Here is a 15,185-nt window from a genome sequence, read left to right as displayed (position 1 = left end):
CGCAGCCGGACGGCTGCGGCGCGCCCCCACCCGACGCCAGGGACCCGAACATGAAAGACATCCACAAGCTGCTGCAGAACAACCGCGACTGGGCCGACCGGATCGAGAAGGAAGACCCCGAGTTCTTCCACCAGCTGGCCAAGCAGCAGCACCCGGAATACCTGTGGATCGGCTGCTCCGATTCGCGCGTGCCGGCCAACCAGATCATCGGCATGGCCCCGGGCGAAGTGTTCGTGCACCGCAACGTCGCCAACGTGGTCGCGCACACCGACCTGAACTGCCTGAGCGTGGTGCAGTACGCGGTGGACCAGCTGAAGGTGAAACACATCCTGATCGTTGGCCACTACGGCTGCGGCGGTGTGCATGCCTGCCTGCACAACACCCGCGTCGGCCTGGCCGACAACTGGCTGCGCCACGTCGGTGACGTGATGCAGAAGCACACCGGCATCCTCGATGCGATCGAGACCGATGAGCTCAAGCACGCGCGCCTGTGCGAACTGAACGTGATCGAGCAGGTGGCCAACCTGTGCCGCTCGACCATCGTGCAGGATGCGTGGGCCCGCGGCCAGAAGCTGATGGTGCATGGCTGGGTCTACAGCCTGAAGGACGGACGCGTGCGCGAGATGGGCATCGACGTCGGTTCGCAGGAAGAGCTGCAGCCTGCATATGAAAAGGCCCTGTCCTACATCCCGCGCAAGGGCAAGCGCGACTGATCCCTTACGGATGACCATCATGCTCGCTTCGCCGATCAACCTGCACGCCTGGATCGAAGAGAACCGCCACCTGCTGAAGCCGCCGGTGGGCAACAAGATGATCGACAACGGCGATTTCATCGTGATGGTGGTCGGCGGGCCGAATTCGCGCACCGACTATCACTACGACGAAGGCCCCGAGTGGTTCTACCAGCTCGAAGGCGAGATGGTGCTGAAGGTGCAGGAAGACGGCGCGGTGCGCGACATCCCGATCCGCGCCGGCGAGATCTTCCTGCTGCCGGCAAAGGTTCCACACTCGCCGCGGCGCCCGCCCGGTGGCATCGGCCTGGTGGTCGAGCGCAAGCGCCTGCCGCACGAGATGGACGGCGTGATCTGGCACTGCGAGCGCTGCAACCACAAGCTGCACGAAGAGTTCTTCCCGCTGCAGAACATCGAGACCGACCTGCCCAAGGTGTTTGCGCGCTACCACGCCAGCCTGGAGCTGCGTACCTGCAGCCAGTGCGGGCACGTGGATCCGCTGCCGGCGCCGGCGGTGGGCTGAACGGTCGCCGGGCATGGCCCTTGTAGAGCCGAGCCCATGCTCGGCTGCCGGGCCGCGAAGCCGAGCATGGGCTCGGCTCTACAGTTCAACCGGCGCGCAGGCGTTCAGGGCGTCGGTCCCACCATCCCAAGCGCTACACTGGCGGTCCCGTTGCAGCCTGTTGCCCGACCATGTCCGACCTGCTCAGCCGCACCCACGCCATCGCCTTGGACGCCGCCGATCCGCTGCGCCCGCTGCGCAGTGAATTCCTGATTCCGCGCCATGAGGGCGGCGAGCAGACCTACTTCGTGGGCAACTCGCTGGGCCTGCAGCCGCGCGGCGCGCAGGCAGCGGTGCAGGAAGTGATGAAGCAGTGGGGCGAACTGGCGGTGGAAGGCCACTTCACCGGCCCGACGCAATGGCTGTCCTACCACCGCCTGGTGAGCGCGCAGCTGGCCCGCGTGGTTGGCGCGCTGCCCAGCGAAGTGGTGGCGATGAACACGCTGAGCGTAAACCTGCATCTGATGATGGTCAGCTTCTACCGGCCGACCACGCAGCGCCCGGTGATCCTGATGGAAGCCGGCGCGTTCCCGACCGATCGCCACGCAGTGGAAGCCCAGATCCGCTTCCATGGCTTCGACCCGGCCGAGTGCCTGGTGGAAGTGCAGCCGGACGAAGCCAACGGCACGATTTCACTGAACGCCATCGAGCGCGCCATGACCGAACACGGCCCGCGCCTGGCGCTCGTGCTGTGGCCTGGCGTGCAGTACCGCACCGGCCAGGCCTTCGACCTCGATGCGATCACCCGCGCCGCCCGCCTGCAGGGCGCACGCATCGGCTTCGACCTGGCGCACTCGGTCGGCAACCTGCCGCTGCGCCTGCATGACGTGGCCCCCGATTTCGCCGTGTGGTGCCATTACAAGTACCTCAACAGCGGCCCGGGCGCAGTGGCTGGCGCCTTCGTGCACGAGCGCCACCACCGCGACACCACCCTGCCACGCTTTGCTGGCTGGTGGGGCCATGAGGAAGCCACCCGCTTCCAGATGGCGCCGCAGTTCACCCCGGCCATCGGCGCCGAGGGTTGGCAGCTGAGCAATCCACCGATTCTCGGCCTGGCACCGCTGCGTGCCTCGCTGGACCTGTTCGAGCGCGCCGGCATGGAGGCGCTGCGCAGCAAATCGCTGGCGCTCACCGGCATGCTCGAAGCACTGGTGCGCGCGCGCCTGCCGCAGGTGCTGGACATCATCACCCCGGCCGATCCGCAGCGCCGCGGCTGCCAGTTGTCGCTGCGCGTGATCGGTGGCCGCGAGCGTGGCCGCGCACTGTTCGAGCACCTGCGCGGCATCGGTGTGCTCGGCGACTGGCGCGAACCCGACGTGATCCGCATCTCGCCCACCCCGCTCTACAACCGCTACCTGGACGTGCACCACTTCGTCGAGGAAGTGGAAGCCTGGGCCGGCCTTTGAGCCGGTCCCTCCCCTGCTGCTGGACAGTTCGTTGATCGCACATGCTTCCCGCTCGTTGAGCATTATCGGTGCCGGCCTGGCCGGGTCCCTGCTGGCCATCCTGCTGTCGCGGCAAGGCTGGCGCATCACCCTGTACGAACGCCGCGGTGATCCGCGCGTGGCTGATTACGAGAGTGGCCGCTCGATCAACCTGGCATTGGCCGAGCGTGGGCGCAATGCGCTGCGCCAGGCGGGTGTGGAGGACGAAGTGATGGCACGCGCGGTGATGATGCGCGGCCGCATGGTGCACCCCCGCGACGGCGAACCGCAGCTGCAGCGCTATGGCCGTGATGACAGCGAAGTGATCTGGTCGATCCACCGCAGCGATCTGAACACCACGTTGCTGGAACTGGCCGAGCAGGCCGGCGCCACCGTGCACTTCCATCGGCGCCTGCACACCGTTGATTTCGACGCCGGTTACGCGCGTTTCATCGATGACCGCGACGACAGCCCGCACGACATCCGCTTCGACACCCTGATCGGTGCCGACGGCGCCGGTTCGGCCCTGCGCGCAGCGATGAACCGCCGTGCCCCGCTGGGCGAGGACATCGCCTTCCTCGACCACTCCTACAAGGAGCTGGAGATCCCACCGGCCGCCGACGGCAGCTTCCGAATCGAGCGCAATGCGCTGCACATCTGGCCACGTGGCCATTACATGTGCATCGCCCTGCCCAACCACGAAGGCACCTTCACCGTCACCCTGTTCCTTCCCAACCAGGGCGATCCCAGCTTCGCCACGGTCAACACCGGCGCGCAGGCCGAGGCGCTGTTCGCGCGGGAGTTCGCCGACACCCTGCCGCTGATCCCGAACCTGCGCGCGGACTGGGAACAGCACCCGCCGGGGCTGCTCGGCACGCTCACCCTGGAGCGCTGGCACCAGCACGGTCGCGCCGTACTGATCGGCGATGCCGCGCATGCGATGGTGCCATTCCACGGCCAGGGCATGAACTGCGCGTTCGAGGACTGCGTTGCGCTGGCCCGGCACCTGATGGAAGCGGATGATCTGGAAGGCGCGTTCGCCGCGTTCGAAGCCGAGCGCAAGCCGAATGCACGTGCCATCCAGCAGATGGCGCTGGAGAACTACCTGGAGATGCGCGACCGTGTCGCCGATCCTGCGTTCCTGCTGCAGCGCGAACTGGAGCAGGAACTGCAGCGGCGCTGGCCGACCCGCTTCGTGCCGCACTACACGATGGTCACCTTCCTGCACACACCGTACGCCGAGGCGCTGCGCCGCACCGAACTGCAACGCGACATGCTGGTGGCCGCCACCACCGGTCACGATTCACTGGACAACATCGACTGGGCCGCGCTGGAAGCGCAGATCCACGCGCAGCTGCCGGTCCTGGAGGGCGCGCACTGATGGCCGACAGCTTCCTGTTCTACGACCTGGAAACCTTCGGCCAGGACCCGCGGCGCACGCGCATCTCGCAGTACGCCGCGATCCGTACCGATGCCGACCTCAACGAGATCGATACGCCGGTCAGCTTCTTCGTGCGCCCGGCCGATGACCTGCTGCCCTCACCGATGGCCACCCTGGTTACCGGCATCACCCCGCAGCAGGCCCTGGCCGAGGGCATCAGCGAGGCCGAGGCCTTCGACCGCATCAACGAACAGCTGTCGCGCCCCGGCACCTGCGCGCTGGGCTATAACACGCTGCGCTTTGACGATGAATTCGTCCGCTACGGGCTGTTCCGCAATTTCCACGACCCGTACGAGCGCGAGTGGCGCAACGGCAATTCGCGCTGGGACCTGCTGGACATGCTGCGCCTGATGCGCGCGATGCGCCCGGACGGCATCCAGTGGCCGCTGCGCGAGGACGGCGCCACCTCGTTCAAGCTTGAGCACCTGGCCGAGGCCAACAACGTGCGCGAGGGCGATGCGCACGAAGCGCTGTCCGACGTACGTGCCACCATCGGCATGGCACGCCTGTTCAAGCAGTCGCAGCCGCGCCTGTGGGAGTACGCGCTGAAGCTGCGTGACAAGCGCTTCGTCGGCGGCCTGCTGGACGTGGCCGCGATGAAGCCGGTACTGCACATTTCCATGCGCTACCCGGCCAGTCGCCTGTGCGCGGCGCCAGTACTGCCGCTGGCCGTGCACCCCATCATCAACAACCGGGTGATCGTGTTCGACCTGGAAGGCGAGATCGACGACCTGCTGGAACTGCCGGCCGAGGTGATCGCACAGCGCCTTTACCTGCGCGCCAGCGAGCTGCCCGAAGGCGTGGCGCGGGTGCCGCTGAAGGAAGTGCATCTGAACAAGGTGCCAGCGCTGATCGCCTGGAACCACCTGCGCGCCGATGACCACGCGCGCCTCGGCCTGGACGTGGCCGCGATCGAGGCCAAGGTGGAACGGCTGCGCGCGTTCGCCCCGCAGCTGGCCGAGAAGGCGCGCCAGGTCTACAACCAGCCCCGCGTCGCCACCGTGGCCGACGTCGATGCCTCGCTGTACGACGGTTTCCTCGGCAACGGCGACAAACCGCTGCTTGCGCTGGCACGCACCACCGCGCCCGAGCAGCTGGCCGCGCTGGAAGGCCGTTTCCGCGACCCGCGCCTGCCGGAGCTGCTGTTCCGCTACCGCGCGCGCAACCACCCCGACAGCCTCGCGCCGGCGGAACGCCAGCGCTGGCAGGATTACCGCCGCCAGCGCCTGCTCGGCGACGGCGGGCTGGGCGAACTCAACCTGCCCCAGTACCGGCAGCAGCTCGATGCACTGGCCGCCGAAGCGCCCGACGATGCGCGGCGCCAGGCCCTGCTGCAATCGCTGCGCGACTGGGGCCAGCACCTGCAGGAGACACTGTGAGCACCTACTTCTCGGACGCCAGTTTCAGGTTCCTGCGCAGCCTGGCGCGGCACAACGACAAGGCCTGGTTCAACGACCACCGCCAGCAGTATGAAGACCACGTACGGCAGCCGTTCCTGCGCCTGCTGGGCGACCTGCAACCGGCCCTGGCCGAGGTCAGCGAACACTTCCGTGCCGATACGCGCGGCGTCGGCGGCTCGCTGTTCCGCATCCACCGCGACGCGCGCTTCTCCAACGACAAGTCACCGTACAAGACCTGGCAGGGCGCACGCCTGTTCCATGAGCGCCGCCGTGAAGTAGCCGCGCCTTCGTTCTACGTGCACCTGCAGCCGGGCGAGAGCTTCGTCGGTGCCGGCCTGTGGCATCCGGAACCGGAAACCCAGCGCCGCGTGCGCCACTTCATCCTCGACAACCCGGGCAGCTGGAAGGCCGCCGCGCACGCACCGGGCCTGCGCAAGCGCTTCGATTTCGAGGAGAGCGAAAAGCTGGTGCGTCCGCCGCGTGGCTTCCCCGCCGACTTCGAGTTCATCGACGACCTCAAGCACCGCAACTGGGTGATGTGGCGCTCGCTGGACGACGCCACCATGACCGGTCCGCGCCTGCTGTCCACGCTGGGCAAGGATCTGGCCGCGCTCGGCCCGTTCGTCGACTACCTGTGCGCGGCGCTGGACCTGGAATTCTGATGCCATTGGCACAGCAACGCCGCACGCTGGGCCGCACCGGCCTGGCGGTTTCGCCGGTGGGCCTGGGCTGTTCCGGCTTCTGGGGGCATCGCCGATTCCCGGAACAATCGGCCGCGAACGTGGTCGAGCATGCACTGGCACAGGGCGTGAACCTGTTGGACACCGGCCACAACTACTCCGGTTTCCACGCCGAGCCGCGGCTGGGCCGCATCCTGCGCCCGTTGCTGAAACAATACCCGCGCGACGCGCTGGTGATTTCCAGCAAAGGCGGCACGCTGACCGGCCAGGCCGGCGTCAGCGGCGCCGAGCAACGCAATTTCTCGCCGGCAGCCATCATCGCCAGCTGCGAGGCTTCGCTGCGCAATCTCGGCCTGGATCACCTGGACATCTACCAGTTGCATGGCGCCAGCGAGCACGACATCAACGACGACCTGCTGGCCGCGCTGCAGCGCCTGCGCGAACGCGGGTTGATCCGGCACACCGGCATCAACACCCACTCGGCCTCGACCCTGCGCTGGATGATCGCCCATCCCGACGCCTTCGATGTGGTGCTGCTGGACTACAACGCCCTGCAGCAGGACCGCGAACCGCTGATCGACCAGTTGCAGGCGGTGGGCATCGGCGTGCTGGCCGGGACCGTGCTGGCGCAGGGCCACCTGCTGCCCGCGCGCCCGCGCCTGCCACGGCTGGCCGATGGCTGGTACCTGGCGCGCGCCTGGCTGAAGCCCAGCAGCCGGCAGCTGATGCGCAGTGCCCGCCAGATGCGCCGGGCAGTGGCCGCGATCCGCAGCCAACGCCCGGCCCAGACCGCCTTCGCCTATGCGCTGGGCCATCCCGGCGTGGCCAGCGGCATCCTTGGCACCACCCGTACCCGCAGCCTCGACGAGGTGCTGGCGACGCGGCTGGAAGCGCTGACCCCGGCCGAACGGCAACAGCTGGTCGATGCCTTCGGTGACGGCCGTGGCTCGCCCAGTCATTGAGTCTTCACCCGGCACTGCCGCCATTGCGGCAGTCTGGTCGGCATGAAGAAACTCACCGCACTCATTGTGCTGCTGGTCCTGGCCGTCGCGGCCTGGTGGTTCGGCGGCCCCTACATGACCGTCAATGGCCTGTCCAGGGCCATCGAGCAGCGCGACACCGCCCGCCTGGAGCGTTACGTCGACTTCCCCCGCGTGCGCAGCAGCCTGCGTGCGCAGCTCAACGACTACCTGGTGCGCCAGGCCGGCCCCGACGTGGCATCCAGCCCGTTCGGCGCCCTGCTCTATGGGCTGGGCGACCAGCTTGGCGGTGCCGCAGTGGAGACCATGGTGACCCCGACCGGGATCGGCGCGATGCTGCAGGGCCACGTGCTGTGGAAGCGTGGCCGCAATGAACTGCAGGGCGGCGATGCCTTCGGTGCGACCGAACCGGCGCGGCCGCTGAAGCATGCCGAGCATCATTTCGAGGCACTGGACCGATTCGTGATCGACGTCGATCGCGGCCCCGGCCAGCCACCGTTGAAGGTGGTGCTGGAGCCGCAGGGCCTGCGCTGGAAGGTGGTGGACCTGCAGCTGGGAATGTCGGGCAGCCCTTGATCGGACCCGTGGCCTGACGGCAGCGCCAACCAAGGTTGGCAACTACCGAGGCATGTGGCTCTGGTAGATGCCCACCTTGGTGGGCATGGGTCCTAGGCAGTGCCAACCAACGGTTGGCACCTACCGGTCGAGTCCGCCCTACCCCTCGTTGGCGACGCCGTGCGGCACGTGGCCGGCGGCCACATGCTCGCGGGCGCTGTCGATGTTGTGCTGCGAATCGTCGAAGAAGATGTCGGCACCGAAGGCCTGCAGGAACGGGCCCTTGTGACGGCCGCCCAGGAACAGTGCCTCGTCCAGGCGCACGCCCCACTCGCGCAGGGTGCGGATCACCCGCTCATGCGCCGGTGCCGAACGCGCGGTCACGAGCGCGGTACGGATCGGCGCGCTCTCGCCGGCCGGGAACACTTCCTGCAGCGTATGCAGGGCCGACAGGAAGCCACGGAAGGGACCGCCGCTGAGCGGCTCGCGGGCGCGCTCGCGCTCGTGGCGGCCAAACGCTTCCACGCCCTGCTCGCGCGAGATGCGCTCGCTCTCGTCACCGAAGATCACCGCGTCACCATCGAAGGCGATGCGCAGCTGGCCGGCCGGGCGACCAGTATCGATCTGGTCGGCGGCTGCCGCAGCGGTCTCGCCCGGCGGCTTGGGCAGGATGGTTGCCGCCGCGATGCCGTGACGCAGCGCGCTGCGCACCGATTCGGGGTTGGCCGACAGGAACAGGTCGGTACCGAACGGCTTCACGTACGGCCAGGTCGGCTCGCCGGCGGTGAAGGTCGCGCGGATGATGCCCAGCCCATAGTGCTGGATCGAATTGAAGATGCGCAGGCCGGTATCGGCCGAGTTGCGCGACAGCAGGATCACCTCGACCCGCGGGTTCTCCGGGCTGGCGCCCTGGTTCAGCGCCAGCAGCTTGCGCACCACCGGGAAGGCCACGCCGGGGCCGAGGATATCGTCCTCGTGCTGGCGCTGGAATTCGGCGTAGGCCGCCACGCCATCACTTTCGAACAGCGCATGGCTTTCCTCGAGGTCGAACAGCGCGCGCGAGGTCACCGCGACGGTCAGCAAGCGGGGGGAGTTGTCGCCCATCGGTGGGGGTCCTTCAAGCGGTCGGCGGGGCCGGCCGCCCATTGTCCTCAAAAAACGAACTGTTCGCTCAGGATCCTGTCTTCCAGGTTGTGCTCCGGGTCGAACAGCAGGGTCACGCGGCGGTCCTTCGACTCGCGGATGGTCACCTCGACCACGTCGCGGGTCTCGTGCGAATCCGCCGTGACGCTGACCGGGCGCTTGTACGGATCGAGCACGCGGAAGCGCACCTCGGTATCGGCCTTGAGGATCGCCCCGCGCCAGCGACGCGGCCGGTACGGGGCCAACGGCGTCAGCGCGATGGTGTGCGAGCCCAGCGGCAATACCGGGCCATGCGCGGAATAGTTGTAGGCGGTGCTGCCCGCCGGGGTGGCCACCAGCACGCCGTCACCGATCAGCTCGGCCACGCGTTCCTGGCCGTTGAGGTCGATGCCGATATGCGCGGCCTGCCGGGTCTGGCGCAGCAGCGAGACATCGTTGTAGGCCAGCGAACCGGTACTGGTGCCCGACTCGGTCAGCGCCACCATTTCCAGCGGGCGCAGGTTGGCCGGTTCGGCACGCGCAATGCGGGCCTGCACGTCGTCGTCGCCGCGGTACTGGTTCATCAGGAAGCCGACGGTGCCCAGCTTCATGCCGAACACCGGCTTGCCCAGGTGCCCATGCCGATGCAGGGTCTGCAGCATGAAGCCGTCGCCCCCCAGCGGACACAGCACGTCGGCCTGCTCCGGCGCGTGATCGCCATAACGCGAGACCATCGCGGCGCGGGCCATCTGTGCAGGTTCGGTGGCGCTGGCCAGGAAAGCGATGCGGGGGGTGTCGCTCATCGGTGGATCCGGGTGGGTGTGCCAGCAAGAGCATACCCGGTAGTGCCGGCCGCTGGCCGGCAGCTGCACCCGATTGTGGTCCGCGCGGTTGCCGGCCAGCGGCCGGCACTACCCGGCAATGCAGAACGGCCCCGCTTTCGCGGGGCCGTTCCTCCAACTGCTGCAGATCAGGAGCCCCCCCTGAGTCAGGGGGGCGCGCCAACGGCGCGGGGGTCTGGGAGCATGGTTGGCATGGGGCCCACGGTTTGCAGAGCAAACCGTGGGGCGTCAGCGCGAATGCGCTTACGCACCATGCGCGGCCAGCTGACCCAGGCGCTGCACCGCGACCGAAACGGTCGGGTAGTCCAGGGTCTTCTGCTCGGCCAGTTCGGCCAGCATTGCCAGGGTGAAGCGCAGGCTGCTGTCGTCGCGCCCCATCCAGGCCGCCACCTTTGCTTCGGCACTGCTGCCCTTGGTACCCAGCACCTGGCCCGCCAGGTTGCGGTGGTTGGCGGCCAGCTCGTCACGCAGCACGCCACGTGCCACCGCGTGCCAACGGCCATTGACCTCCAGCGCATCGACCTGCTCGAACAGCCACGGCAGCTGCAGGGCATCGCCCAGGCGGAAGTGGACCTTGGACACGTCCACCGGCTTCAGCTTGCGGGTACGGGCCAGTTCGATGATGTCGAACGCCGGCTCCAGGAAGTGCAGTTCGGCCAGCTGCTGCGCCAGCGCGGACGGCAGGCCCTTTTCCTTCCACTCGGCCACCAGGGCTTCGTAGGTCGGACGCTGCGAATCCGGCAGCACACCCGAGGCAACGCGGATGTCGTTGAACGGGCCCTGGTAGCGGTTGACCGCTTCGGTGATGCCGGGCATCGCGCCGGGGCGCGACAGCAGCCAGCGCACGAACGAGCGCTGCAGCTTCCAGATCACTTCCAGGGCGTCGATCTGCACCGACTCCGGCACCTTGCCGTCGAGGGCATCGATCTGTGCCCACAGCGCGCGTGCATCCAGCGTTTCACGGCTGATGGTGTAGGCCTTGGCAACCTCGGCGATGGAACGGCCGGTGTCTTCCTGCATGCGCATCAGGAAGGTGGCGCCCATGCGGTTGATGGTCTGGTTGGTCACGGCCGTGGCGATGATTTCGCGCTTCAGGCGGTGACGCTCCATTGCGTCGGCATACTTCTTCTGCAGCGGGGTCGGGAAGTAGCGCTGCAGTTCCTTGGACAGGTACGGATCTTCCGGGATGTCCGAATCCAGCAGCTGGGCGAATGCCACCAGCTTGGAGTAGGACAGCAGCACCGACAGTTCCGGACGGGTCAGGCCCTGGCCGCGCGCCTTGCGCTGCGACAGCTCGGCATCGGACGGCAGGAACTCGATCTGGCGATCAAGCAGGCCCTGCTGTTCCAGGGTGCGGATGAAGTGCTGCTTGGAACCCAGGCGCTTGACCGCCATCCGCTCCATCAGGCTCAGCGCCTGGTTCTGGCGGTAGTTGTCGTTGAGCACCAGCTCGGCGACTTCATCGGTCATCGAGGCCAGCAGCTTGTTGCGCTGCTCGACGGTCAGCTTCTTGGCCCGCACCACATCGTTGAGCAGGATCTTGATGTTGACTTCATGGTCGGAGGTGTCGACACCGGCCGAGTTGTCGATGAAGTCGGTGTTGAGCAGCACGCCGGCCTGCGCGGCTTCGATGCGGCCCAGCTGGGTCATGCCCAGGTTGCCGCCCTCGCCCACCACCTTGCAGCGCAGCTCGCCACCGTTCACGCGCAGCGCGTTGTTGGCACGGTCGCCGACATCGCTGTGCTGCTCGCTGGCGGCCTTGACGTAGGTACCGATGCCGCCGTTCCACAGCAGGTCGACCGGTGCCTTCAGGATCGCGCTCATCAGCTCGTTCGGCGACAGCGCCTTGACGTTCTCGTCCAGGCCCAGCGCTTCACGCACCTGCGGGGTGATCTCGATCGACTTCAGGCTGCGCGGGTACACGCCGCCGCCCTTGCTGATCAGCTTGGCATCGTAGTCCGCCCAGCTCGAACGCGGCACGGTGAACAGGCGCTCACGTTCGACGAACGTGGTGGCCGCGTCCGGGTTCGGGTCCAGGAAGATGTGGCGGTGATCGAACGCAGCCACCAGGCGGATGTGGCGCGACAGCAGCATGCCGTTGCCGAACACGTCGCCGGACATGTCGCCGACGCCGACCGCGGTGAAGTCCTGGCTCTGGCTGTCACGGCCCAGCGCACGGAAGTGGCGCTTGACCGACTCCCACGCACCGCGTGCGGTGATGCCCATGCCCTTGTGGTCGTAACCGACCGAACCACCGGAGGCGAACGCATCGCCCATCCAGAAGCCGTGCGCGATGGCCAGGCCGTTGGCGATGTCGGAGAAGGTCGCAGTGCCCTTGTCGGCGGCCACCACCAGGTACGGATCGTCCATGTCGTGGCGCACGACATCCACCGGCGGCACGATCTTGTTGTTGACGATGTTGTCGGTGATATCCAGCAGGCCCTGGATGAACAGCTTGTAGCAGGCCACGCCGTTGGCGAAGATCGCATCACGGTCGCCGTTCACCGGCGGGGTCTTGGCGAAGAAGCCGCCCTTCGCGCCGACCGGCACGATGACGGTGTTCTTGACCATCTGTGCCTTGACCAGGCCCAGCACTTCGGTACGGAAGTCTTCGCGACGGTCCGACCAGCGCAGGCCACCACGGGCGACCGCGCCGAAGCGCAGGTGGGTACCTTCCACGCGCGGGCCGTAGACGAAGATCTCGCGGTACGGGCGCGGCTTCGGCAGGTCCGGCACCAGCGCCGAATCGAACTTGAAGCTGATGACATGGCCGTGCTGGCCGTTGGCATCGGTCTGGTAGTAGCTGGTACGCAGGGTCGCGTCGATCACGCCCATGAACGAGCGCAGGATGCGGTCCTCGTCCAGGCTGGACACGCGGTCCATCAGCTTCAGCAGCGCATCGCGCGCGGCCTGCATCTGCGCGTCGCGGTCACCCTTGCGGGCGTCGACCACGGTCTTGAGCACCTTCAAGGTGGCATCGTCACCGGCAGCCAGCACGTCGAAGTGGGCCTTCAGCTGGGCCTGGCCGGCGGCGATGTCGTCCTTGCTCTCGTGGCCGGTGGCCGGATCGAAGCGGGCTTCGAACAGCTCGACCAGCAGGCGGGCCAGCAGCGGGTAGCGCGCGAAGGTGCCTTCCACGTAGGCCTGGGAGAACGGCACGCCGGTCTGCAGCAGGTACTTGCAGTAGCCGCGCAGCATGGCGACCTGGCGCCAGTGCAGGCCGGCAGCCAGCACCAGGCGGTTGAAGCCGTCGTTCTCGGCATCGCCGTGCCAGACGCGGGCGAAGGTCTCGCCGAAGGCTTCATCGACACTGGCGGCATCGATCGCGCCGGCGGTCGACTCGACCTCGAAGTCCTGCACGTACACCGGGGCGTTGTCGACCGACAGGCGGTACGGACGCTCGGCGATCACTCGCAAGCCCATGTTTTCCATCATCGGCAGCGCGTCCGACAGCGGAATGTCGTCCAGCTGGCGATACAGCTTCAGGCGCAGGCCATCACCGCTTTCGCGCGGCACGGCCTGCAGGCTCAGGCGCAGGTCGTCCGGGCCGGTCAGGGCGTCGAGCTGGCTGACATCGTTGGCGGCAACCGCGGTGCTGTTGTCTTCGATGTAGCCGGCCGGCAGCGCCTTGCCGATACGGGCGGCGATGCGCAGGCCTTCGGTCTCGCCGTGGCGGGCCACCAGCGCTTCGCGCAGGTCGTCCTGCCAGTTGCGCAGCACCTGGGCCAGCTTCTGCTCCAGTTCGGCGGTATCGACGTCGAGCATCTCACCCGGCTTCGGGCGCACGATCAGGTGCACCTGGGCCAGCGGCGATTCGCCCAGCACCACCGAGCTGTCGACGTACTCGCCGTGCAGCGCGTCCTTCAGCATCGCTTCGATGCGCAGGCGCACGTCGGTGTTGAAGCGCTCACGCGGCAGGTAGACTAGCGCGGAGATGAAACGGCTGTACTTGTCGCGGCGCAGGAACAGGCGGCTGCGCACGCGCTCCTGCAGGCCCAGCACGCCCATCGCGGTGCGGAACAGTTCGTCCTCGCTGGACTGGAACAGTTCTTCGCGCGGCAGGGTTTCCAGGATGTGGCGCAGGGCCTTGCCACTGTGGCTGGCCGGGGCCAGGCCCGACTGCTTCATCACGTGCTCGTGGCGCTGGCGCACCAGCGGGATTTCCCACGGGCGGCGGTTGTAGGCGCTGGAGGTGAACAGGCCGAGGAAGCGCTGCTCGCCGATGATCTTGCCCTTGGCGTCGAATTCCAGCACGCCGATGTAATCCATGTAGCCAGCGCGATGCACGCGCGAACGGGCATTGGTCTTGGTCAGGATCAGCGCATCCTTCAGACCGGACGTGGTGTTCAGGCCCTGCGCGGCCAGGGTCTTGACCGGACGGGCGGCGGACTTGTCCTTGCCGCGCATCAGGCCCAGGCCGGTGTCGTTCAGCGGCGCCAGCACCTCTTCCTTGCCCTGCTTCTCGACGCGGTATTCGCGGTAGCCGAAGAAGGTGAAGTGGTTGTCGGCGGCCCAGCGCAGGAACTCCTGTGCTTCCTTGCGCGATGCGTCGTCGACCGGCAGCTGGCGGCTGCCGAGGTCGTCGGCCAGCGCCAGTGCCTTGTCCTTCATCGGCTGCCAGTCGCGCACGATCGCACGCACTTCGTCCAGCGCCTTGTTGATGGCCTGTTCGATGGCAGCCATGGCGTCGGCCGGCTGGCGGTCGATCTCCAGCAGCATCACCGACTCGGCATCGCCCTCGCCGACCTTGACCAGCTTGCCGGCCTTGTCGCGGGTGAAGCGCAGCACCGGGTGGCCCAGCACGTGGACACCCACGCCCTGCTCAGCCAGCGACATGGTGACGGTATCCACCAGGAACGGCATGTCGTCGTTGACGATCTGCAGCACGGTGTGCGGCGATTCCCAACCGTTGGCCTTCGCAGTCGGATTGAACACGCGGACGTTGGCCTTGCCGGCCTTGCGGGCACGGGCGAATTCCAGCGTCTCAGCCGCGAGCGCGGCCCACTCTTCAGCGCTGTGGTGCGGGAACTCGTCCGATTCCATGCGCTTGTAGAAGTCAGTGGCGAAGGCCACCGCTTCGGCCTGTGCGGCCGCGGGGTAGCGCTTGCGCAAGGCCGTGTACACCGGCTCCAGGGAGAAACCAGCGGTCACTGCGACCTCCGACTCTGCTGGTTTCGTCTTGTTTTTCACGGTCTTGGCTGCGGTTTTTTGCGGTTTCATGGCAGAGCGATGCGCTTGCTCAGTTGGGAAAATGAAATTGTAGCCCTACCGCACGAAAAGGCCTTGCTGCAGGACGGAATAAGCAGATTCGGGTTTGCTGCGGTTTAGACGCCTATTCAGTTCGCTCCGGTATGGAGCTGGCGCCTGCTTCAGCAGTGCCGACAGGATCGGCAAAGCGTGTTACCGAAAGACACACGCGGCGACGCCGATTCGATTCCACAATCCTGA

At 67.3% G+C, this 15,185-nt stretch carries 11 protein-coding genes; 8 read left to right on the top strand and 3 right to left on the bottom strand.

The features are described from left to right. The first annotated feature begins 50 nt into the window (after positions 1-50). The 8 genes from can (at position 51) to E5790_RS17320 (ending at position 7,794) form a co-directional block, all read left to right on the top strand. Positions 51-713 (top strand): carbonate dehydratase, encoded by a 663-nt coding sequence (can, locus tag E5790_RS17355; RefSeq protein WP_010480460.1) that lies wholly within the window; start codon positions 51-53, stop codon positions 711-713. 19 nt (positions 714-732) lie between these two features. Beyond that, a complete protein-coding gene (locus E5790_RS17350) occupies positions 733-1,254 on the top strand; it encodes a 3-hydroxyanthranilate 3,4-dioxygenase (RefSeq protein ID WP_049442510.1) in 522 nt (173 codons plus the stop codon). 170 nt (positions 1,255-1,424) lie between these two features. Then, positions 1,425-2,699, top strand: a complete 1,275-nt coding sequence (kynU, locus tag E5790_RS17345; protein ID WP_014647667.1) for a kynureninase — start codon at positions 1,425-1,427, stop codon at positions 2,697-2,699. 31 nt (positions 2,700-2,730) lie between these two features. Next, entirely contained in the window at positions 2,731-4,098 is a 1,368-nt protein-coding gene (locus E5790_RS17340) for an NAD(P)/FAD-dependent oxidoreductase (RefSeq protein WP_014647668.1), read from the top strand. Beyond that, on the top strand, positions 4,098-5,537 hold the full coding sequence (sbcB, locus tag E5790_RS17335) for an exodeoxyribonuclease I (RefSeq protein ID WP_111207033.1): 1,440 nt from the start codon (positions 4,098-4,100) through the stop codon (positions 5,535-5,537). The genes E5790_RS17340 and sbcB overlap by 1 nt, the downstream gene beginning before the upstream one ends. Next, complete coding sequence (locus tag E5790_RS17330; protein WP_032962055.1) at positions 5,534-6,220, top strand: DUF2461 domain-containing protein; 687 nt, start codon at positions 5,534-5,536, stop codon at positions 6,218-6,220. Before sbcB ends, E5790_RS17330 begins: the two co-directional genes overlap by 4 nt. After that, entirely contained in the window at positions 6,220-7,200 is a 981-nt protein-coding gene (locus tag E5790_RS17325) for an aldo/keto reductase (RefSeq protein WP_014647671.1), read from the top strand. The genes E5790_RS17330 and E5790_RS17325 overlap by 1 nt, the downstream gene beginning before the upstream one ends. Positions 7,201-7,242: 42 nt before the next feature. Continuing rightward, complete coding sequence (locus E5790_RS17320) at positions 7,243-7,794, top strand: DUF2939 domain-containing protein (RefSeq protein WP_111207031.1); 552 nt, start codon at positions 7,243-7,245, stop codon at positions 7,792-7,794. A 138-nt stretch (positions 7,795-7,932) separates the two neighbouring features. Here the strand turns inward: E5790_RS17320 and E5790_RS17315 are convergent, their stop codons facing one another. The 3 genes from E5790_RS17315 to E5790_RS17305 form a co-directional block, all read right to left on the bottom strand. Next, positions 7,933-8,877 carry a 5'-nucleotidase gene (locus E5790_RS17315; protein ID WP_005410242.1) on the bottom strand — a complete coding sequence of 315 codons (945 nt, stop codon included), beginning with the start codon at positions 8,875-8,877 and terminating at the stop codon, positions 7,933-7,935. Between the two features lie 47 nt (positions 8,878-8,924). Then, positions 8,925-9,698, bottom strand: a complete 774-nt coding sequence (locus E5790_RS17310) for an NAD kinase (RefSeq protein ID WP_032962058.1) — start codon at positions 9,696-9,698, stop codon at positions 8,925-8,927. A 282-nt stretch (positions 9,699-9,980) separates the two neighbouring features. Then, positions 9,981-14,957, bottom strand: coding sequence for an NAD-glutamate dehydrogenase domain-containing protein (locus tag E5790_RS17305; RefSeq protein ID WP_046431556.1), 4,977 nt, complete (start codon positions 14,955-14,957; stop codon positions 9,981-9,983). Positions 14,958-15,185: the final 228 nt, after the last annotated feature.

The sequence above is a fragment of the Stenotrophomonas sp. PAMC25021 genome, from assembly GCF_004795795.1.
Taxonomy (GTDB): Bacteria; Pseudomonadota; Gammaproteobacteria; order Xanthomonadales; family Xanthomonadaceae; genus Stenotrophomonas; species Stenotrophomonas muris.
This window is presented reverse-complemented; position numbering and strand designations above follow the sequence as displayed.